Source organism: Nocardioides sp. JCM 18999, assembly GCF_055391175.1.
Genome location: NZ_AP043887.1, coordinates 23729 through 44425, shown reverse-complemented (window position 1 = coordinate 44425; position 20697 = coordinate 23729). Strand labels below are relative to the sequence as shown.

20 protein-coding genes are annotated in these 20697 nt (G+C 69.7%); 2 read left to right on the top strand and 18 right to left on the bottom strand.

The window, feature by feature from the left end; genetic code table 11:
* Positions 1-8 precede the first annotated feature (8 nt).
* From ACZ5J1_RS00215 to ACZ5J1_RS00180, 8 genes are all read right to left on the bottom strand, one after another.
* On the bottom strand, positions 9-1517 hold the full coding sequence (locus tag ACZ5J1_RS00215; protein WP_464561476.1) for a rhamnulokinase: 1509 nt from the start codon (positions 1515-1517) through the stop codon (positions 9-11).
* On the bottom strand, positions 1514-3553 hold the full coding sequence (locus tag ACZ5J1_RS00210) for a bifunctional aldolase/short-chain dehydrogenase (protein ID WP_464561475.1): 2040 nt from the start codon (positions 3551-3553) through the stop codon (positions 1514-1516). Before ACZ5J1_RS00210 ends, ACZ5J1_RS00215 begins: the two co-directional genes overlap by 4 nt.
* A gap of 4 nt (positions 3554-3557) precedes the next feature.
* Positions 3558-4730: an L-rhamnose isomerase gene (gene rhaI, locus ACZ5J1_RS00205; protein ID WP_464561474.1), complete on the bottom strand. Its 1173-nt coding sequence runs from the start codon at positions 4728-4730 to the stop codon at positions 3558-3560.
* Position 4731: 1 nt separating this feature from the next.
* Positions 4732-5109 (bottom strand): L-rhamnose mutarotase, encoded by a 378-nt coding sequence (locus tag ACZ5J1_RS00200; protein WP_464561473.1) that lies wholly within the window; start codon positions 5107-5109, stop codon positions 4732-4734.
* A gap of 92 nt (positions 5110-5201) precedes the next feature.
* The gene (gene rhaS, locus ACZ5J1_RS00195) at positions 5202-6233 is read right to left on the bottom strand and encodes a rhamnose ABC transporter substrate-binding protein (RefSeq protein WP_464561472.1); all 1032 of its coding nucleotides are present in this window, start codon (positions 6231-6233) and stop codon (positions 5202-5204) included.
* A gap of 11 nt (positions 6234-6244) precedes the next feature.
* A complete protein-coding gene (locus ACZ5J1_RS00190) occupies positions 6245-7336 on the bottom strand; it encodes an ABC transporter permease (protein ID WP_464561471.1) in 1092 nt (363 codons plus the stop codon).
* Positions 7333-8427, bottom strand: coding sequence for an ABC transporter permease (locus ACZ5J1_RS00185; RefSeq protein ID WP_464561470.1), 1095 nt, complete (start codon positions 8425-8427; stop codon positions 7333-7335). The genes ACZ5J1_RS00190 and ACZ5J1_RS00185 overlap by 4 nt, the downstream gene beginning before the upstream one ends.
* Entirely contained in the window at positions 8424-9965 is a 1542-nt protein-coding gene (locus tag ACZ5J1_RS00180; protein ID WP_464561469.1) for a sugar ABC transporter ATP-binding protein, read from the bottom strand. The genes ACZ5J1_RS00185 and ACZ5J1_RS00180 overlap by 4 nt, the downstream gene beginning before the upstream one ends.
* Positions 9966-10190: 225 nt before the next feature.
* Between ACZ5J1_RS00180 and ACZ5J1_RS00175 the strand changes: the two genes are divergently transcribed.
* A complete protein-coding gene (locus ACZ5J1_RS00175) occupies positions 10191-11207 on the top strand; it encodes a LacI family DNA-binding transcriptional regulator (protein ID WP_464561467.1) in 1017 nt (338 codons plus the stop codon).
* Here ACZ5J1_RS00175 and tadA read toward each other — a convergent pair.
* Both tadA and ACZ5J1_RS00165 read right to left on the bottom strand, forming a co-directional pair.
* Positions 11193-11636: a tRNA adenosine(34) deaminase TadA gene (gene tadA / locus ACZ5J1_RS00170; RefSeq protein WP_464564823.1), complete on the bottom strand. Its 444-nt coding sequence runs from the start codon at positions 11634-11636 to the stop codon at positions 11193-11195. The two genes, ACZ5J1_RS00175 and tadA, sit on opposite strands and share 15 nt — an antisense overlap.
* A gap of 26 nt (positions 11637-11662) precedes the next feature.
* Positions 11663-12154 carry a tRNA adenosine deaminase-associated protein gene (locus ACZ5J1_RS00165; protein WP_464561466.1) on the bottom strand — a complete coding sequence of 164 codons (492 nt, stop codon included), beginning with the start codon at positions 12152-12154 and terminating at the stop codon, positions 11663-11665.
* A 55-nt stretch (positions 12155-12209) separates the two neighbouring features.
* Here ACZ5J1_RS00165 and upp point away from each other — a divergent pair, with 55 nt between their 5' ends.
* On the top strand, positions 12210-12851 hold the full coding sequence (gene upp / locus ACZ5J1_RS00160) for a uracil phosphoribosyltransferase (RefSeq protein ID WP_464561465.1): 642 nt from the start codon (positions 12210-12212) through the stop codon (positions 12849-12851).
* A 6-nt stretch (positions 12852-12857) separates the two neighbouring features.
* Here the strand turns inward: upp and ACZ5J1_RS00155 are convergent, their stop codons facing one another.
* The 8 genes from ACZ5J1_RS00155 to ACZ5J1_RS00120 form a co-directional block, all read right to left on the bottom strand.
* A complete protein-coding gene (locus tag ACZ5J1_RS00155; protein ID WP_464561464.1) occupies positions 12858-13589 on the bottom strand; it encodes a VIT1/CCC1 transporter family protein in 732 nt (243 codons plus the stop codon).
* A gap of 9 nt (positions 13590-13598) precedes the next feature.
* Positions 13599-14603, bottom strand: a complete 1005-nt coding sequence (locus ACZ5J1_RS00150; RefSeq protein WP_464561463.1) for a phosphotransferase enzyme family protein — start codon at positions 14601-14603, stop codon at positions 13599-13601.
* Complete coding sequence (locus tag ACZ5J1_RS00145) at positions 14600-15877, bottom strand: aspartate aminotransferase family protein (RefSeq protein ID WP_464561462.1); 1278 nt, start codon at positions 15875-15877, stop codon at positions 14600-14602. The genes ACZ5J1_RS00150 and ACZ5J1_RS00145 overlap by 4 nt, the downstream gene beginning before the upstream one ends.
* Positions 15878-15913: 36 nt before the next feature.
* Positions 15914-17374 carry an APC family permease gene (locus ACZ5J1_RS00140; protein WP_464561461.1) on the bottom strand — a complete coding sequence of 487 codons (1461 nt, stop codon included), beginning with the start codon at positions 17372-17374 and terminating at the stop codon, positions 15914-15916.
* A gap of 156 nt (positions 17375-17530) precedes the next feature.
* Positions 17531-18310, bottom strand: coding sequence for an IclR family transcriptional regulator (locus ACZ5J1_RS00135; RefSeq protein ID WP_464561460.1), 780 nt, complete (start codon positions 18308-18310; stop codon positions 17531-17533).
* A 1-nt stretch (position 18311) separates the two neighbouring features.
* Positions 18312-19643, bottom strand: a complete 1332-nt coding sequence (locus tag ACZ5J1_RS00130) for a hypothetical protein (protein ID WP_464561459.1) — start codon at positions 19641-19643, stop codon at positions 18312-18314.
* A 1-nt stretch (position 19644) separates the two neighbouring features.
* Positions 19645-20514 carry an alpha/beta fold hydrolase gene (locus ACZ5J1_RS00125; RefSeq protein ID WP_464561458.1) on the bottom strand — a complete coding sequence of 290 codons (870 nt, stop codon included), beginning with the start codon at positions 20512-20514 and terminating at the stop codon, positions 19645-19647.
* A gap of 22 nt (positions 20515-20536) precedes the next feature.
* Positions 20537-20683, bottom strand: a complete 147-nt coding sequence (locus ACZ5J1_RS00120; RefSeq protein ID WP_464561456.1) for a hypothetical protein — start codon at positions 20681-20683, stop codon at positions 20537-20539.
* Positions 20684-20697: the final 14 nt, after the last annotated feature.

Genomic DNA, 20697 nt, shown 5'->3' with positions numbered 1-20697 from the left:
ACGAGTCATCATCCCTGTCCGAGACGGCGCTCGGCGTCGTCCCACTCGAGGCCGCCTCGCGGCTCGTACCGCACCACGTCGTGCGTGGCCCGGATGAGGGCGCGCATCGCGGCGAGGTCGGGCAGGTCGGCGCCCAGGCCGCGGGCCTGCACCAGCGCGTTGCCGAGGGCGGCCGCCTCGCCCGGCCCGGCCAGGACCGGGACACCGCAGGCGTCGGCGGTGAGCTGGCAGAGCAGGGCGTTGTTGGAGCCACCGCCGACGACGTGGACGACCTCGACCGGCTGGTCGGCCAGCTCGGAGGCGGTCCGGACGTGGCGTCGGTAGGCCAGCGCGAGCGAGTCGAGGACGCAGCGGACGATCGCGACCGGGCCCTCGGGCTCGGGTTCGCCGGCCGCAGCAGCCAGCGCCAGGATCCGTTCCGGCATCGGGTCGAACCCGGTGCTCGGGCCGAGCAGGCTCGGGTCGTTGATGTCGACCACGGTGCGCAGGGCCGGCTCGAGCTCGGCGGCAGCGAGCAGAACCGGCAGGTCGACGTCGACGGCCTGCCGCTCGCGCCAGCTGCGCAGGCACTCCGACAGCACCCACAGCCCCATCACGTTCTTGAGGAACCGGACCGTTCCGTCGACGCCGGCCTCGTTGGTGAAGTCGGCTTCGCGGGCGGCGTCGCTCAGCACCGGGGCCGGCAGCTCGAGGCCGACCAGGGACCAGGTGCCCGACGAGATGTAGGCGAAGTTCTCGATCTCGGCCGGAACGCCGACCACAGCGGAGGCGGTGTCGTGGGAGGCGACGGCGATCACCGGAACGGCCGCGTCCAGGCCGAGCTCGACGGCGACGCCGGGGGTCACCCAGCCGATCCGGTCGCCAGGGTCGCGCAGCGGAGGCAGGATCTCTGCTCGTACGCCGACCCTGGCGGCCAGATCGCGCGACCACTCGCGGTGGGTCGCGTCATACAGCCCCGTGGTGGAGGCGTTGGTGCGTTCTGCGCCGACCTGTCCGGTCAGCCAGAAGCTCAGCAGGTCGGGCAGCAGCAGCAGCGTCCGCGCACCGTCGAGCGCGGTCGAACCTGCCGCTGAGACCAGCTGGTAGATCGTGTTGAACGGCAGCTCCTGCAGCCCGGTGATGCCGTACAGCTCGGCATCGGGGACGATCGCGCGGACCTGGTCGGCGATCCCGGCCGTGCGTTCGTCACGGTGGCTGACCGGGTTCCCCAGCAGCCGACCGTCCTGGTCGAGCAGGCCGTAGTCCACGGCCCAGGAGTCGATCCCGATGCCGTGCACCGGCCCGGTCGCCGCGACCTGCTTGATCCCGGCGAGCACCTCCCGGTGGATGCCGACGACGTCCCAGACCAGCTCGTTGCCGACCCGCACTCCGCCGTTGGGGAAGCGGTGGACCTCGGTCAGCTCGAGCCGATCCGGGCCGACGACCGCCGCCATGACACGACCACTGGTCGCGCCGAGGTCGACGGCCGCCAGCCGCAGAACGCCCTGGAGAGGAGCGGGGGAAGGTGCTGAGCTCATCGCAGGAAGGCGGCAGCCACACCTGCGTCGACCGGGATGTGCAGCCCGGTGGTGTGCGTCATCTCGGGTCCGCAGAGGACGAAGACGGCGTTGGCGATGTTCTCGGGGAGCACCTCGCGCTTGAGGATCGTGCGCTGGGCGTAGAACTTGCCCAGGTCCTTCTCCTCGACGCCGTAGACCGCGGCCCGGTTGGCGCCCCAGCCCGAGGCGAAGATGCCCGAGCCGGCGACGACGCCGTCCGGGTTGACCCCGTTGACCTTGATCTGGTGCTCGCCGAGCTCGGCCGCCAGCAGCCGGACCTGGTGGGCCTGGTCGGCCTTGGTCGCGGAGTAGGCGATGTTGTTCGGTCCGGCGAAGATCGAGTTCTTCGAGGAGATGTAGACGATGTCGCCGCCCATCTCCTGCTCGATCATCACCTTGGCCGTGGCCTTGGAGACCAGGAACGAGCCCTTGGCCATCACGTTGTGCTGCAGGTCCCAGTCCGCCGCGGTGGTGTCGAGCAGCGACTTGGACAGCGACAGTCCGGCGTTGTTGACCACCAGGTCGAGACCACCGAAGGCGAGCACGGCCGCGTCGACCATGGCCTGGACGGCGTCCTCGTCGGAGACGTCGGCAGCGACACCGACGGCGACGTCGGCGCCACCGATCTCGGCGGCGGCCGCCTCGGCCTTGGCCAGGTCGAGGTCGGCGATGACGACGCAGGCGCCCTCGGCGGCGAGCTTCTTGGCGGTGGCCTTGCCGATGCCGCCGGCGGCACCGGTGATCAGCGCGATCCGGGTGGCGAGCGGCTTGGGCGCGGGCATCCGCTGCAGCTTGGCCTCCTCCAGCGCCCAGTACTCGATCCGGAACTTCTCGGCCTCGTCGATCGGGGCGTAGGTGGACAGACCCTCGGCGCCACGCATCACGTTGATCGCGTTGATGTAGAACTCACCGGCCACGCGGGCGGTCTGCTTGTCCTTGCCGAAGGAGAACATGCCGACGCCGGGAACCAGCACGATCAGCGGGTCCTTGCCCCGGATCGCCGGGCTGTCGGCGACGGCGTTGCGGTCGTAGTAGCCCTGGTAGTCCTCGCGGTAGCTGACCGCGAGCTCCTTGAGCCGGGCGATCGACTCCTCGATGCTCGCCGAGGCGGGCAGGTCGAGGACGAGCGGCTTGACCTTCGTGCGCAGGAAGTGGTCGGGGCAGGACGTGCCCAGCTCACCCAGGCGCGGGTGCTCGGCGTGCTCGAGGAAGTGCAGCACCACGTCGGCGTCGGTGAAGTGGCCGACCATCGCCCGGTCGGCCGAGGCGATGCCGCGGATCGTCGGGGCCAGGGCCGCGGCCTTGGCGCGGCGCTCGGCCTCGGGCAGGGCGCCGTACCCGGGCAGGGCCGGGCCGAACGGCTCGTCCTTGCTGTGCTCGGCGATGTAGGCCGCCGCGGTGTCGATGATCCAGAGGCTGTTGGCCTCGGCCTCGGCGCTCTCGTCGCCCCACGCGGTGATGCCGTGGCCGCCGAGGATGCACCCCACAGCCTGCGGGTTCTTCGCCTTGATCTCAGCGATGTCGAGACCGAGCTGGAAGCCGGGACGACGCCACGGGACCCAGACCACCTTGTCGCCGAAGATCTTCTCGGTCAGCGCCTCACCGTCGGCCGACGTCGCGATCGCGATGCCGGAGTCGGGGTGGAGGTGGTCGACGTGCTTGGCGTCGACGAGGCCATGCATCGCGGTGTCGATCGACGGCGCGGCACCGCCCTTGCCGTGCAGGCAGTAGTCGAACGCGGCGACCATCTCGTCCTCGCGGTCGATGCCCGGGTAGACGTCGACGAGGGAGCGCATCCGGTCCAGGCGCAGCACGGCCAGGCCGGACTCCTGGAGGGTGCCGAGGTCACCGCCGGATCCCTTGACCCAGAGCAGCTCGACGGCCTCACCGGTGACCGGGTCGGTCTCGCTGCCCTTGGCCGAGGTGTTGCCGCCGGCGTAGTTGGTGTTCTTGGCGTCCGCGCCCAGACGGTTGGAGCGAGCGATCAGCTCGGCAGCCGTGGTGTTGGTGCTCATGTGGTCAGTTCCATCCTGCCTGGGTACCGCCGACGCGGTCCGCTTCGATCTGTTCCTGGTAGCCGCTGGCGAGGTAGGCCTGCATCGGGTCAGCAGGCAGACCGCGCTCCTCGCGCCATCCGGCGAGCAGCGGGCGGACGTCGGTGTAGAAGGCGTCCATGAAGATCTCGTTGGCCAGGAGCACGTCGCCGTCCTCCTGCGCCACGGTCAGGGCGTCGCGGTCGAGCAGCAGCGCTCGCGCGGTCATCTCCTGCACGTTGAGCACCGACCGGATCTGGCCGGGGATCTTCTTCTCGATGTTGTGGCACTGGTCGAGCATGAAAGCCACGTCGGAGTCGGCGTCGAGGGCGCCACCCCGGGCGCACTCCACCATGATCCGGAAGAGCTGGTACGGGTCGGCCGTGCCGACGATCAGGTCGTCGTCGGCGTAGAACCGGCTGTTGAAGTCGAACGAACCGAGCTTCCCGAGCCGGAGCAGCTGGGCGACGATGAACTCGATGTTGGTGCCGGGCGCGTGGTGACCGGTGTCGAGGCAGACCATCGCCTTGTCGCCGAGGGCCGCCACCTGGACGTACGACGTGCCCCAGTCCGGGACGTCGGTGTGGTAGAACGCCGGCTCGAAGAACTTGTACTCCAGGACCAGACGCTGGTCCTCACCGATCCGGGCGTAGATCTCCGCCAGGCTCTCGGCGAGGCGGTCCTGACGACCGCGCATGTCGCCCTGGCCCGGGTAGTTGGTGCCCTCGGCGAGCCAGATCTTCAGGTCGCGCGAGCCGGTCTCGTCCATCACGTCGATGCACTCGAGGTGGTGCGCGATCGCCTTGGCCCGGACCTTCGGGTCGGTGTGGGTCAGGGCGCCGAACTTGTAGTCGTCGTCCTGGAACGTGTTGGAGTTGACCGTGCCCAGCTTGATCCCGAGGTCCTCGGCGTACTTCCGCAGGGCGGCGTAGTCATCGACCTTGTCCCACGGGATGTGGAGCGCGACCGACGGCGCGAGGCCGGTGAAGCGGTGGACGGTGGCGGCGTCGGCGATCTTCTCCTCCGGCGTGCGGGGCGTGCCCGGCGTGCCGAAGACCTTGAACCGGGTGCCGGAGTTGCCGTACGCCCAGGAGGGAACCTCGATGGCCTGGCCCTCGAGGGCCGGTGCGATCTGCGCGAACCGTGTTTCGGTCGTCATCTCACTTCACTTCTTCTGTCGATCGGGTGGGGAACGGAGCGGGGAGCTGGGCGAGCTGATCTGCGAGGTTGAAGACCTCGGTCAGCTCGAGGAACCCGGTGTCGGGGGCGGCATCGCCGAGGTCGATGAAGAACTCGGCCATCTCGGCCTGCCACCGGGCGTTGACCTCTCGGGCTGCCATGCCGGCTTGTGCGGCCTGGAGCGAGTCGGTCTCGAAGTAGCCGATCAGGAGTCCGTCCTCGCGCAGGAACAGCGAGTAGTTGTGCCAGCCGGTCTCGGCGAGAGCGGTGAGCATGTCGGGCCACACGGCAGCGTGACGCTGTCGGTACTCCTCGATCCGCTCGGGCTTCACCTGGAGCTGGAAGCAGACGCGGCGCATGGTGGAGAACTCCTGGAGATCAGGGGGGAAGGGTGTTCAGGTCTGAGTCGGTGCCTGCCGGGCGAGGAGGTCCCGGCAGGCACCGGGTTCGCTCAGAAGTCGAAGTCCGCGATGTTGTCCTTGTTGAAGACGAACGGCTCGCCCAGCAGGACCTCGGCGTTCTTGCCGACGGTGAAGTCGCCGAGCTTGCCGGCGGTGAAGGTGTCGCCTTCCTTGCCGGTGATGTCGCCATCGACGAGAGCCTTGGCAGCGAACGCGGCCAGGTAGCCCAGGTCCTCGGGGTTCCACAGCGCGAACGCGGTGACGGTGCCGTCGTTGACGAAGTCACGCATCTGGTTCGGGGTACCGAGACCGGTCAGCGCGACCTTGCCCTTGGAGGAGCTGGTGGAGAGGTAACGGGCCGCAGCGGCGATACCGACCGTGGTCGGGGAGATGATGCCCTTGAGCTGCGGGTGCTTCTGCAGCAACGCGGCGGTCTGGTCGAACGACTTCTGGTCGTCGTCATCGCCGTAGACGGTGTCGACGAGCTTGATGTTCGGGTGGTTCGCCGCGAGGTCGGCCTTCATCAGGTCGATCCAGGCGTTCTGGTTGGTCGCGTTGGCCGCGGCGGAGAGGATCGCGACCTCGCCGGCGTCACCGATCTGCTCGGAGATCAGGTCGACCTGAGCCTTCGCGATGCCCTCAGCAGTGGCCTGGTTGATGTACAGGTCACGGCACTCGGCGTCGGTGTCGGAGTCGAACGTGACGACCTTCGTGCCCGCGTCGCGGGCCTCGTTGAGCGCGTCACAGATCGCCTTGGGGTCGTTCGCGCTGACCACGAGGGCCTTCACGCCCTGCTGGGCGGCCGTGTTGATGAACGGGACCTGCGCGTCGGGGGAGGCAGCGTCGGGACCGACCTGCGCGAAGGTGCCGCCGAACTCCTCGACGGCGGCCTTGCCACCCTTGGCCGAGGTGTCGAAGTACGGGTTGCCGAGGTTCTTGGGAAGGAACGTCACGGTGACCTTGTCCGAGCCACCGCCATCGCCGCTCGAGGAGTCATCACTGCCGCCACACGCGGTCAGTCCGAAGCTGGCGGCAAGGGCAACGGCCGTGATGGCCGTGAACCGCCGAGTGTTGAACTTCATCGTTCTACCTTTCAGTTTCCTTCGGCGACCGCGCGCCGTCGAGGTGAGGTGGGGCCGTTGCCCCTCGCCCTGGAGTGGAGCCACCGAGAGGCCCATGCCAGGAAGCTGGTGGAGATCACCGAGAGCACGAGCAGCACTCCGATGACGATGTTGATGACGTTGACCGTCTGGCCCTCCAGGCGCATCGCGCTGGAGATGACACCGATCAGGACGACACCGGCGATGACGCCGTGGATGGCTCCGCGGCCTCCGAAGACCGAGACCCCGCCGAGCACGACCGCCCCGATCACCTGGAGCTCCAGGCCGGTGGCGTTGTCGCCGCGGGCGCTGCCGAAGCGCAGCGTGTAGTAGACGCCGGCGAAGGCGGAGACCGCGCCGGAGAAGACGAACAGCCAAAACTTGGTGGTCTCGACGTTGACGCCGGTGAAGTGAGCGGCCTCCTTGTTGAGGCCGATCTCGAAGATCCCGCGGCCGACGTTGGAGAAGTGCAGCACCCAGACGCTGACCAGCAGCAGGATCAGGAACGGGACCAGGATCGTCGGATAGCTGGTGCCCTCACCGAAGATCCGAGCCTTGGCCAGATCGGTGAACTTCTCGGGGAAGTCGGTGATCGCCTTGGTGCCGAGCAGGCCCTGGGCGATCCCGCGGTAGAGGGCGAGTGAGCCGATCGTGACCGCGAGTGACGGCAGGCCGACGTACGCGACGAGGTAGCCGTTCAGCGCTCCGCAGACCGCACCGACGACGATCGCGACGGCTGCCGCGGCCGGGATCGACATGTTCGCGTCCTGGTGCAGGATGCCGACGAGGACGCTGGAAAGGCCGACCACACTGGCGACCGACAGGTCGATCTCGCCGGTCACCATCACCATCGTCATCGGCAGCGCGATCAGCAGGATCGGCGCGATGTCGAGGAAGAGGTAGTACGGCGTCAGCGGGCTGTCGAAGTTGGCCACGTTGGCCATCGAGTACAGGTAGACGATGGCGAGCAGGGCGATGATCGCGAACTCGCGGGTCAGGAACGTCCGGCGCCACCACGGGTGGGCGTAGGCCTTGTAGCTGCGCGTCGCTTCATGCGCGGGCGGGGTGGCGGTCGCGGTGCTCATGCGGGGCTACCTGCCTTCACGGTGTCGTTCGAGGGGGGCGGGCTGTCGAGTCGGGCTCGGTCGCGGGAGGCCACGAGGGCGCGCTCCTGGCGCTGGGCGAGGACCCGGTCGAGGACGATGGCGCCGATGATCAGGGCTCCGACGACCGCCTTCTGCCAGAAGTCGCTGATGCCGATGATCGGCAGCGCCATGTTGATCGTGACGAGGAGGAAGGCGCCGAGCGCGGCACCCCAGACGGTGCCCACACCACCGGCGATGGCGACACCACCGATGACGGCGGCACCGACGGCCTGCAGCTCCATGCCGGAGCCGACTCCGGAGGAGACGGTGCCGTACCGGGCGGCGAAGATGACACCGGCCAGACCGGCCATCGCTCCGGAGAGGACGAAGGCGATCAGGACCCGACGGGTCACGGGCAGGCCGTAGAGGTGCGCGGCGTCCGGGTCGGAACCGATCGCGTAGAGCTCCCGGCCGCTACGAGCCGTGCGGAGGTAGTAGCCGACGACGCCCATGATCAGCAGGGCGATGATCGTCAGGTACGGGATCAGGCCGAAGAGCTTGTCCGTCCCGAGAGAGAGGAAGCCGCTCGGGAAGTCGCTCGCGTTGACCCGGTCGCTGCCGGCCCAGGTGAGGAAGATGCCGCGGTAGATGTAGAGCGTGCCGAGCGTGATCACCATCGCCGGCACCCGCCCGAAGGCGACCAGGACGCCGTTGACCAGACCCAGCGCACCACCGAAGGCCAGCGCGATGAGGAAGATCAGGAAGACCGGCAGGTCCGGCTGGGCGATGAAGACCTTGCCCGCCAGGTACGCCGTCAGCCCCATCGTCGAGCCGACGGAGAGATCCACGTTGCGGGTGATGATCACGACCGCCTGACCGACCGCGAGCACGATCAGCAGGGACGGGGTGACCAAGAGGTTGCGCCAGCCGTCGGAGCTGAAGATGAAGCTGCTCGACTTCAGCGTGGTCAGCACGACGATCACGACGATCACCGCCAGGACGGCGATCTCGCGCGAGCGCAGCAGGTTCGACATCGTGCGGGTCAGCGCCGAGGCCTGGCTGGGATGGATGATCGTGTTCTCGTTGCTCATGCCGGGATCTCCGAAGCAGCTGTCGCGGGGGTCGTGGAGGAGTTCCGCGTGGCGGCGTGCATCACGGCCTCCGCGGTGGCGTCCTTGCGGTCGATGTCGGCGGTGATCCGGCCCTCGCAGACCACCAGGACGCGGTCGGCCATGCCGAGCACCTCGGGGAGCTCGCTGGAGATCATCACGATCGCCAGGCCCTGACCGGCCAGGTCGGAGAGCAGCCGGTGGACCTCGGCCTTGGTGCCGACGTCGATGCCGCGGGTGGGCTCGTCGATGATCAGCAGCCGTGGGTTGGTCGCGAGCCACTTGGCGATGACGACCTTCTGCTGGTTGCCGCCGCTCATCGTGGCGGCGTGCATGTCGAGGGCGGCGGTCTTGACTTCGAGCTTGCTGGCCCAGGGACCGGCGGCCTTGTTCTCGGCCGCGTTGGTCAGGACGCCGGCCGCGGACAGGCCGCGGCGGATGACGGAGGCGACGTTGCGCGCCACCGACTCCTCGATGACGAGGCCCTGCTTGCGGCGGTCCTCCGGTACGAAGGCCACGCCGGCGCGGATCGCCGCGCGCGGGTGGTGCGCCTTGACGGGCTGGCCGCCGACGCGGACACGGCCCGAGTCGTAGCCGTCGACGCCGAAGACCGCGCGGGCGATCTCGGAGCGGCCGGCGCCGACGAGCCCCGCCAGTCCCACGATCTCGCCCGCGCGGACGGTGAAGGAGACGTCGTGGAAGACGCCTGCGGAGGTGAGGCCCTCGACCTCGAGGACGACCTCACCGATCTCGGCGGGAACCTTGGGGAAGAGCTCGGCGACCTCGCGGCCGACCATCTTGGAGACGATCTCGGCCACGGTGGTCTCCTCGGTCGCGACCGTGGAGATGTAGGCGCCGTCGCGCATCACCGTGATGGTGTCGCACAGGTCGAAGACCTCGTCGAAGCGGTGCGAGATGAAGACCAGGCCGCGGCCCTCGTCGCGCAGCTGGCGGGCGATCGCGAAGAGTCGATCGACCTCGACCCCGCTCAGCGCCGCGGTCGGCTCGTCCATCACCAGCAGCGTCGCGTCCAGCGAGATCGCCTTGGCGATCTCGATGACCTGCTGGTCGGCGATGGAGAGCCCGCGGGCGGGGCGGCGCGGGTCGACCTGGACACCGAGCCGGGTGAAGAGCGCTTCGGCGTCGTCGTACATCTGGCCGTAGTCGATCCGGCGGCCGACCGCGAGCGGCTGGCGGCCCATGAAGATGTTCTCCGCCACGGAGAGGTCGGGGAAGAGGGTCGGCTCCTGGTAGATCACCGCGATGCCGGCCGACTTCGAGGCGGCCGTCGAGCTGAAGTCGACGTCGTCGCCGAGGAACTTGAACTCACCGCTGTCGCGGCGGTGCACGCCGGCGACCACCTTGACCAGGGTCGACTTGCCGGCGCCGTTCTCGCCGACGAGGGCATGGATCGACCCGCGCTCGACGACCAGGCTGCCGGAGCGCAGGGCCACCACGGACCCGAACGACTTGGCGACGTCCCGCAACTCAAGCACGGGAACCGCAGTCGGGTTCGGCATCTGCCTGCTCCTTTGAAACGTTTCAAACTGACTCCAGAAACGTATGTGAGGGCCATCACAGCCGTCAAGGGTTAACACCAAATTTCTTCGCACGTCGTTCAGTTGACACATCCAACCGGGGCGTGAGACCCCGTTGACAGTGGCGTCCTGAACCGTTTCAATTCGGTCCAGTTCTTCGCGCACGCGCGCTGAAGTTTGAGGCTGTTGCTCCAGGAGGTGACGTCGATGGCCGGACAGGCAGCATCGGTCAAGGACGTCGCCGCTGCGGCCGGAGTCTCCCTCGGCACCGTCTCGAACGTGCTCAACCGCCCCGACCGGGTCGCGGTCGGCACCCGCGAGCGTGTCGAGCGGGCGATGGCCGAGCTCGGCTTCGTGCGCAACGAGTCGGCCCGGTCGCTCCGCTCCGGGCAGACCCGGACCCTGGCCTACGTCATGCTCGACGCCGGCAACCCCTTCTTCACCGACGTCGCCGAGGGCATCGAGACCGGCGCCGAGTCGGCCGACCTGTCGCTGTTCCTGTGCAACAGCGACGGCCGTCCTGAGCGCGAGATCCGGCACCTGGAACACCTCGAGCAGCAACGCGTGCAGGGCATCCTGGTCACGCCGGTCGATCCCGAAGGGGCGCACCTGGACGGCCTCGCCTCTCGCGGTGTCCCCCTGGTGATCGTCGACCGGATCCGCAAGGGCGACCGGTTCTGCTCCGTCGCCGTCGACGACGTCCACGGCGGTCGGATCGCGGTCGAGCACCTGATCGACCAGGGCCACCGCCGGGTCGCCTTCGTCGGCGGACCGCTCAGCATCGGCCAGGTCGCCGACCGTTACGAGGGCGCCCGGTCGGCCTGGCGCGATGCCGGACTCCCCGACGAGGACCTGACCCTGATCGCGGTCGACTCACTCACCGTCGCCGCCGGTCGGTCGGCCGGCGAGCGCCTGGCCGGGATCCCGAGCTCGCGACGCCCGACGGCCGCGTTCTGCGCGAACGACCTGGCCGCGCTCGGGCTGCTGCAGCAGGCGATCGCCGCCGGCCTCTCCGTCCCCCGTGACCTCGCCCTGGTCGGGTACGACGACATCGACTTCGCCTCGGCCTCGGTGGTGCCGTTGACCTCGGTCCGGCAGCCGCGTCAGGAGCTGGGCCGGATCGCCGCGGACCTCGTCCTGGACGAGGCGACGAACCCGCAGCACGTGCACCGGCAGCGGCTCTTCACGCCCGAGCTGGTCGCGCGCACCTCAACGCTGGGTTGATCTCCGCTCGCCGAAGAACTCCTCGAGCAGGTCGGTGCACTCGGCGGCGCGGACACCGGCCAGCACCTCCGGCCGGTGGTTGAGTCGACGGTCCCGCACGACGTCCCACAGGCTGCCGACCGCGCCGGCCTTGTCGTCGTACGCCCCGAAGACGAGGCGGTCGACCCGGGACAGCACGACGGCACCGGCACACATGGTGCAGGGCTCGAGGGTGACGACGAGGGTGCAGCCGCTGAGCCGCCACTCCCCCACCGACTCGGCCGCCTGGCGCAGCGCGACGACCTCGGCATGACCCGTCGGGTCGCCGGTGGCCTCGCGCAGGTTGTGCCCGCGGCCGATCACCGCGCCGTCGCGGTCGAGCACGACGGCACCGATCGGGACGTCCGCGGAGGCCAGAGCCGCACGGGCCTCCTGCAGGGCCAGACCCATCGCCTCGTCGAACGAGAGCGCTGCGCTCACGCGCTGGTCATGCCGACGGCGTTGTCGAAGAGCTCTCCGAAGCCCATCCGGCGGGCGATCTCCGAGAGGGCCTCGTCCGGGTAGAGGTCGTCGTCGAGCAGGATCCCCATGTCCATCGCCGAGAAGCCGGCGTCGGCGAAGATCCCCAGGTCCCCCGCGGGGGCCACGTCCTCGTCGTCGTCAGGGTCGGGCAGGCCGAGGTAGTCGATCACCGACTCGGCCAGCTCCCAGTCCTCCGCGGCGGTGACGTCGGAGAGCAGCAGCCTGACGTTGGAGCCGGCGACCCGGCAGACGATGAAGAAGTCCTCGTCGATCCCCACCAGACCGACGGCGCCGCCGTCCCCGGGGAAGCGACGCAGGGCGGCAGCGACGGTGTCGACGTCGCTCAGCAGAGCGTGGGCCAGCTCAGCGACCTGCCACACGCCCTCCTCGCGATAGACCGCCAGGGCGAAGTCGATGCCCTCGATCTCGTCTGCGCTCCCCGCCATGGGGTCCACACTCTCAGACGGGCGCTTCGAAGCAAACCCCCATTACGCTCGGTCCATGCAGACCGTCGTCGTGGACCACCCGCTCGTCGCGCACAAGCTGACCACCCTGCGCGATGAGCGCACCGATTCGCCCACCTTCCGCGCCCTGACCGAGGAACTCGTCACGCTGCTGGCCTACGAAGCCACCCGTGAGGTCCGGGTCGAGGAGGTCGGGATCACCACCCCCGTCTCGCCGATGACCGGGACCCGACTCTCCTCCCCGCGACCGCTGGTGGTGCCGATCCTGCGCGCCGGACTCGGCATGCTCGACGGGATGATGCGCCTGGTCCCGACCGGCGAGGTCGGCTTCCTCGGCATGGCCCGCAACGAGGAGACCTTCGAGGCGATCACCTACGCCGAGCGGCTGCCGCACGACCTGACCGGCCGGCAGTGCTACGTGCTGGACCCGATGCTGGCCACCGGCGGCACCCTCGCCGCGGCCATCCGGTTCCTCGTCGACCGCGGTGCCGACCACATCACCTGCATCACCCTGCTCTGCGCCCCCGAGGGACTGGCCAAGCTCGAGGCCGGACTCGAGGGCGTCACCGCGCCGGTCAAGATCGTGACCGCGGCCCTCGACGAGAAGCTCAACGAGAAGGGCTACATCGTCCCCGGACTCGGCGACGCCGGGGACCGGCTCTACGGCCTGGCGGAGTAGCGCCCGTCAGACCTGGGTGCCGAGGGCCGACCCGATCGCCCAGGTGACGACCATCGCGAGCACCCCGCCAGCGACGTTGCGCACGACGGCGGGCCACGGCTTCGCGTAGCCGATCCGGGCCGAGACGAACCCGGTGATCGCGAGCGCCGCAGCGACCGAGACGAGCGTCGCCCAGATCCGGATGTCGACCGGCAGCAGGATCATCAGCACCGGCAGCAGCGCACCGATGGTGAACGACAACGCCGAGGCGCCGGCGGCCGACCACGGGTTGGTGACGTCGTCGAGGTCGATGTTGAACTCGAGCTTCGCGTGCACCCGCAGCGCGTTCCACTCGGTGAGCTGCTCGGCCGCGCGGTGGGCGACGTCGTCGGACATGCCGGCGTTCTCGAGGATCCCCATCAGCTGGTCGAGCTCCTCGTCCGGCATCCGCTCCAGGTCGCGCCGCTCGGCCTCGATCAGGGCCTCTTCGGCGTCGCGCTGGGTCGAGACCGAGACGTACTCACCGGCCGCCATCGACAGGGCCCCGGCGACCAGGGCCGCCGCGCCGGCGATGAAGATCGCCGACCGGTCGTCGGTCGCACCGGCGACACCCATCACGACGCCGGCGGTCGAGACGATGCCGTCGTTGGCGCCGAGCACCCCGGCGCGCAGCCAGTTGAGCTTGTTCGACAGCCCCTCACCGGCAGCCTCGTGCTCGTGGCTCGGCCTGGCCGCCTCTTCAGCCCGGTCGGTCGTCATGGCCTCAATCTAGCCCCCGGCGAGGTACTCCTCGGCGACCTCGCACGCCATCTGGATCAGCTGCGGACCGAGCTCCCGCGCCGTGTCGGTGTCGGGACGCGAGCCGACCCACCCCAGGTAGGTCGTGCCGCGGAGGAAGAGGAAGAGCGGCAGGCACTCCTCGTCCTCGCGCGTGAAGGGCCTGACCGTCCGGTAGCCGTCGATCAGCGCCCGGTGCACGGCGGGATAGGAGTCCAGCCCCCGGTTGAAGTAGAGCGCGGTCGCCAGCTCGAAGCCGAACCAACCGAAGCCGGCATCGTCGAAGTCGATCAGCTGGAGGGTGCCCGCGTCGTCGAGCAGGTTCTCCGGCACCAGGTCGGCGTGGATCAGGCCGTAACCGGCCGGATCGCATCCGCGCCGGGCGAGGTCGATCCGGGCCCGGTCGCGAGCAGCGAGGAGCAGGCCGCGCTGCGACTCGGTGAGGGCGTCGTACTCCCAGAACCGGCCCCAGAGCGGGGAGTCCCCGACCAGCCCCTCGGCGTCCCAGGCCGGGCGGGTGAACCCGTCGGGGCGCACCCAGGAGGAGGAGTGGTCGTGCAGTCGAGCAGCCAGGGCGCCGGCCTGGCCGTAGAGCCGGACGACAGCGTCCGGGTCCCCGGCCACGCCGTCCTCGGACGTGCCGGCCGGACGTCCCGAGAGCCAACCGAGCACCGAGACCTGGCGCACGGACCCGCACGCGGACTCCTCGCCGACCTCGACCACGAGGCGTCCGTCCGAGGCGGGAACCACGGTCGGTACGTCGATCGCGCCCGCCGCGCCGATGGCCTGCATCCAGGCGAGCTCGGAGTGCAGGGCGGCCGAGGAGTGGTAGCCGGCGCGATGCAGTCGGATCGCGACCTGCGTGCCGTCGGGACGGCGGGCGGAGAAGACGGCGTTCTCCCGGTGCTTGATCAGGGCGATGTCACTGAATCCACCGTCCCAGTGCGAACCAGCGGTCTCGGCGATCCGGGTCAGCTCCTCGATGACGGTCGTCATCCCAGCTGCCCGAGGGCGTCGTCCAAGGTGCCGAGCAGGTGGTCGGCGTCCGCGATGGTGAAGACCAGCGGAGGGCGCATCTTCAGCACGTTGTCGTGCCGACCGATCCGGCTGAGCAGGACGCCTCGGTCGCGCATGTCGTTGACCAACCGCTTGGTCAGATCGGCATCGGGCCGGCCGTCGACCTCGAGGTCGATGCCGAAGAACAGTCCTCGGCCCCGGACGCCGCCGACGACGTCGTACCGGCTGGCGAGCCGCTCCAGCCCGACCCGCACGTGGTCCCCGACGGTGAGGGCGTTGGCCTGGAGCTTCTCCTCCTCGAGCACGTCGAGGACCGCCATCGCCGCCGCCGCCGAGACGGGGTTGCCACCGAAGGTGTTGAAGTAGGTGGAGGCGCTCTGGAAGTCGGAGACCAGGTCGTTGTTCGAGACGAGACCGGCGACCGGGTGCCCGTTGGCCATCGGCTTGCCCATCGTGACGATGTCCGGGGTGACGCCGACCAGCTCGTGACCCCACATCGCCGCACCGGTGCGGCCGAAGCCGGCCTGCACCTCGTCGCAGATGAAGAGGCCACCCGCCGCGCGGACCGCCTCGACGGCCCGGGCGACGTACCCGGGCACAGCGTCGGGCAGGCCCTCGTTGGCGAAGAAGGAGTCGATCAGGATCGCGGCGACGCCGTGCCCGGACTCCTCCAGGGAGCGCACCGCTGCCACCACCTCGTCGACGTAGCGGTCGGCGAGCTCGGTCTCGGTCAGCCCGGCGCCGTCGTGGTGCGGGTCCGGGATCCGGACGCCGCGTGCCCAGTCCGGGAACGCCTCCACGACCGGGAAGCAGGTCGTCACCGACGCCAGGGTCGCGGTGTTGCCGTGGTAGCTGAAGTCGCTGACGATGACGCCCTGCTTGCCGGTGGCGAACCGGGCCATCCGCAGCGCGAGCTCGTTGGCCTCGCTGCCCGAGCAGGTCAGGATCGCGGTGTCGAGCGGGTCGGCCAGGGTGGCGGTGAGACGCTCGGCGTACTCGACGACGAGCTCGTGCAGGTAACGGGTGTGCAGGTTGAGGGTGCCGGCCTGGCGGGCGACCGCCTCGACCACCCGGGGGTGGCAGTGCCCGACGTGGGGCACGTTGTTGTACGCATCGAGGTAGCGGCGACCGTCGGCGTCCTCCACCCACACCCCCTCCCCCCGGACGAGATGGACCGGACGGTCGTAGAAGAGCGGCGCATTGCGTCCCAACGCCTTGAACCGGCGCTCCAGCAACTTCTCTTCGTGCGACATCGTCAGTCCTTCATCGATCCGGGGTGAGGGGTGAGCTCAACGAGCGGGGGTGGCAGCGTGCTCGTCGGGGCCGTCGGCCAGGCTCATCGGGCCCGACGGGACGTCATCGCCGTCCTCGTCGCGGCGCGCAGGCCGGCCACCGAGGACCAGACCGACGACGAAGGTGACCACGATCGCCGCCAGGAAGATCGCCGCCGTGGTGCGCGAGCCACCGATCAGGGTGGTGAAGTTCGCCAGCACCATCGCCGTGATGGCGAGCAGCCCGAGGCCACCGAGCACCGGCGCGACGACCGTCTGCCACAACCGGGTGTCGACCCGGGTGCGACGGAAGTAGGCGATGATCGCGACGCTGGTGAGCGCCATCACGAGCAGGATCGCGACGATGGCGACGCCGGCCATCCAGGTGAACAGCTGCAGCACCGGGTCCGCTCCGGCGATCGCGAACGCACCGACCAGGATCGCCGCCGAGACGGTCTGCAGGATCGAGCCGGCGTGCGGCGAGCCGTGCTGGGGGTGCACCGAGGCGAGCTTGGGGTGGGCGTAGCCGGCCCGCGCCAGGGCGAAGACGTAGCGCGAGATGGCGCCGTGGAAGGCCAGCAGGGTCGCGAACAGGCTGGTCACCAGCATGAGCTGCATGGCGTCGGCGGTCCACGGTGCGAGGTAGGTCGCCGCCGCGTTGAAGGTGAGCCCGGCAGGGTCTGCCTGCGCCGCCGTGGCGACCTCGTCGCTGCCGTAGGCGAGCACGATCGCCCAGCTCGAGAGGGCGTAGATGACGCCGATGAAGATGATCGCCACGTACGTCGCCAGCGGAACGGTCCGCTTCGGGTTGCGGGCCTCCTCGCTGTAGATCGCGGTGGCTTCGAAGCCGACGAAGGATCCGATCGCGAACATCATCGCGATGCCCGGCGACCCGGAGAAGAAGGTGGACGGCTTGAAGGAGTCGAAGTCGATCCCGTGCGCGCCGCCCTGGGCGAAGATCGCGATGGTGAGAGCCACGATGGCGACGATCTCGAGTGCCAGCAGGACACCGAGGAGCCCGGCACCGAGGCTGATGTTGCGGTAGCCGACGAGGCCGACGGCGGCCATCATCACGAACGCCCAGCACCACCAGGGCAGGTCGGGGCCGCCGTAGTGCACGACCAGTCCGTCCATGGTCGCGGCGGCCAGGCCGTAGACCCCGGCCTGCACGGTCGCATAGGCGAACAGGGCCAGACCGGCGGCGCCGATCCCGAGCCGGTTGCCGAGTCCCCGGGTGACGTAGGCGTAGAACGCGCCGGCGTCGGTGATCCGGCCGCTCATCGCGGCGTAGCCGACGCTGAAGAACAGCAGGACCAGCGCGGAGACGATGTAGGTGAGCGGGGCGCCGGCGCCGTTGCCGATCGCGATCATCACGGGAAGCGATCCCGCCACCGTGGTCAGCGGCGAGGCCGCCGCGACCACGAGGAACACGATGCCGATGACACCGATCGAGCCTCTGAGTCCGGACTTGCTGGACATGAGTCACTCCTTCAAGCTGCTGGGGATCGATCCGTCCTGCCGACGTCGCCGGTGGACCTGTCGATTCAAGGTGTGACGGACGTTACGTTCGGTGGCCGATCCTGCAGTAGCGCGAATTTCTTGCGCGGACCGAGGGAAATCTTTAGTTCGGGGCGCTCAGTTGATCTGGTCGAGCGTGGAGACGCGCGCCTTGACGGCGGTCAGCGCCTTGACGTAGCGCGGGACGTCGGCCCGGAAGGCCGGCGCCGTGATCGAGATCGCTCCCAACACCATCCCACTGCTGCCCCGCACAGGGACAGAGACGGAGACGTACCCGGCGGTCGTCTCCTCCTGCTCGGTGGCGTAGCCGCGCTCCCGGACGAGCCGGAGCTGCTCGGCCAGCACCCCCGGCATCACGATCGTGGCTGGAGTCTGACGGGTCAGGCCGCGGGCGACGACGTCGTCGAAGACCGATGCGGGCGCGTGGGCGAGCAGGACCTTCCCGGTGGCGGTGGAGTGCAACGGCATCCGGCCGGCGATCCGGGACGGCCGGGTCGCCTGCGCAGCGGCGGCGACCTTCTCCAGGTAGAGCACCTCGAGCCCGTCCAGGACGGCGAGGTGGACGGTCTCCTTGGTGGCGTGGTGGAGGTTCTCCATCAACGGCCGCAGCGTGTCGCGCAGCACCCGGAAGCGGGGCACGCGGCTGCCCAGCTCGAAGGCTCGCATCCCGAGTCGGTAGTCCTGGCCGGCCCGCTCCAGCAGCCCCCAGTCGACGAGCTCCTGGGAGAGCCGGTACACCGAGGCCTTCGAGATGCCCGTCCGGCGGGCCAGCTCCGACAACGACAGGTCGGCGTCGTCGATCTGGAAGGACTCGAGGATCAGGCGGGCCTTGCCCAGGACGCTGTTGGCGCCCTCGCCCAGTCCGTCCCCGTAGGGACGTGGTCGTGCCTCGGCCACCTCACCCGGTCCTTTCGTCCTGCCCCTGCAGCAGCAGTACGGCCCGCACCAGTATCTCCACCAACGACCGCATCGCGTCCAGCGAGACCAGGTTCATCCCCAGGGTGAAGTCGACGTCCTGACCGGCCGGCCCCTGAGTGACCTTGGGCATCCCCACCCGGGCGGTCGGGATGCCGCGCATCCGGAGCACGTTGGCGTCGGTCGCACCGCTGTTGCCGAGGATCGGGGTGAACGGCGCGCCGGCGACCGCCTCCCAGGCCGCCACCGTCGCCCGGACCACCGGCGAGTCAGGATCGGTGCGGGTGGCGGGGATACCGGCGACCTGGGCGACGGTCAGGTGCGCACCGAGCTCGTCGCCGAGGTCGTCGAGGAACGCACGGACCTCCCTGGTCACCGACGCCGGAGTCTGTTCGGTGGTCAGCCGCAGGTCCAGCCGGAGGCGCACCTGGGCCGGGGTCGAGGCGGCCAGGTGCGGCAAGCCTCCCTGGATCGAGGAGACGACGCCCTGCGGGCGCATCGAACCGTGCTCGTGCCGCTCGGCATAGCCCTCGAGCCACTCCTCGAGTCGTACGGCGACCCGGGCCGCCAGGGCGACGGCGTTGCGGTACGGCAACCGGTGTCGGCTGCCCACGTAGGTGTGCGTCCCCTCGACGAGGACGTCGAGCCAGACCAGCCCGACCTCCTCGTGGAAGACCGACCATCCCGGCTTGGCGATGATCGCCGCATCGGTGGTGAAGCCCCGCTCGGTCAGGAACCCCGCGCCGACCCCGTGGCCGGTGTTGGTCCGGCCCGGGACACCGACCCCGTCGAGCGCGAACGCGGGCATGCCTCCAGCGCCGAAGCCGGCCACGACGTCGCCGGGCAGCTCGACGCCGGCCGCGTCGAGGGCCGCCAGCGCGACCAGGACGCAGGCCGCATGGCCCTTCGGGTTGCCGGCGCCCAATCCGGTCACCAGATCACCGGCGCCGTCGCCGTCCCCGACGGCAGCCGGGAGCATGTCGGCGCGCAGCGCTGTCGCGGCACCCGGGACGTCGTACTCCTCGACGCCGGTGGTGAAGGTGTCGATCGGGGCGTAGAGCAGGACCGACGGCCCGTTGCCCCGTCCGGGCAGCACGCCGACCGCGTTGGCCTGCCGCTCGTCGATCACCTGGGTGTGAGCCTGGATCCGGCCCGCACCGCCCGACGCCTCGAGCTGACCGGTGATCCACTCGGCGAGCGGCCGCTCGGCGCCGGTCGGGCTGGCACGGGAGACCAGCCCGCCGACGGCGTCGAGCAACCGCTCACGGCTGACGTGCTGCATCACCGCAGCGACGGCAGCCTCGTGGGGGGACACGTCAGACCGAGTGCTTGGCGATGAAGTCGAGGCTGATCTGGTTGTACTCCTCGGCCTTCTCGTGCTGGGGCCAGTGACCGCACGCGTCGAACAGGACGAGCTCGGAACCGGCGATCGCGTTGTGCATCGCGGTGGCCTCGGGCACGTCACCGAACGGGTTGTTGCGACCCCACACGACCAGCGTCGGCACGGTGATCTGGCCGAGGTCCTCCGGACGCAGGATGTTGCGCTGGCGCGTCTCCATCCCCTGCAGGCAGAGCAGGTTGTCGATGTTCGCCACGAACTCGGGCTGGTGGTAGATCGCGTGCCGGACCTCGACGAGCTCGTCGGTGGCGTCGACCGGGTCAGCCATCAGGAGTCGCATCCGGGTGCGGGTCAGCTCGATGTCGTCGGTCTCCACGGCCTTGCGGGTGCTGGTCCGGATCCGCTCCATCACCTCGGGGTTGGCGACCGTTCCGCCGGCGCAGAGGAGCTGGAGCGACGCGATCCGGTCGGGGTTGTCGATCGCGGTCCGAGCGCCGGCCCAACCGCCGAGGGACTCGCCGACGATGTGCGCCTTCTCGATGCCCTGGGCGTCCATGTAGGCGAGCAGGTGGTCGCGGTAGCGCGGGATCTCGTAGGGGAAGTCAGGCTTGTCGGTGTAGCCGTGGCCGAGCATGTCGATCGCGTGGCAGCGGTAGTCCGCGGCGTGCGCCCGCAGGTTGCGGGTGAACGCCTCGAGGTGGCCCGAGGTGCCGTGCAGGAAGATCACGTGCTCGGTGCCCTGACCGGTCTGGAGGGCGCGCGTGGACACACCCCCCGCGTCCACGTGGGTGAGGGTGAAGTCGGTGCCGGCGAGCTCGGCCCAGATGGTCGAAGCGAAGGTGCTCATCAGGTGGTTCTCCTAGAACTGATCAGGGCTGGTTGATCCGCGTGACGCGGGTGTTGATCTTGGTGGTGACCTCGGGCAGGACCGCCTGGTGGAGGGCGATCCGCTTGCTGGCGAATCCGAGCGCGGCGAGGACGAGGCCGAACAGGGCGAGGACGAGCAGCTTGGGCATGGGTTTCTCCAGTC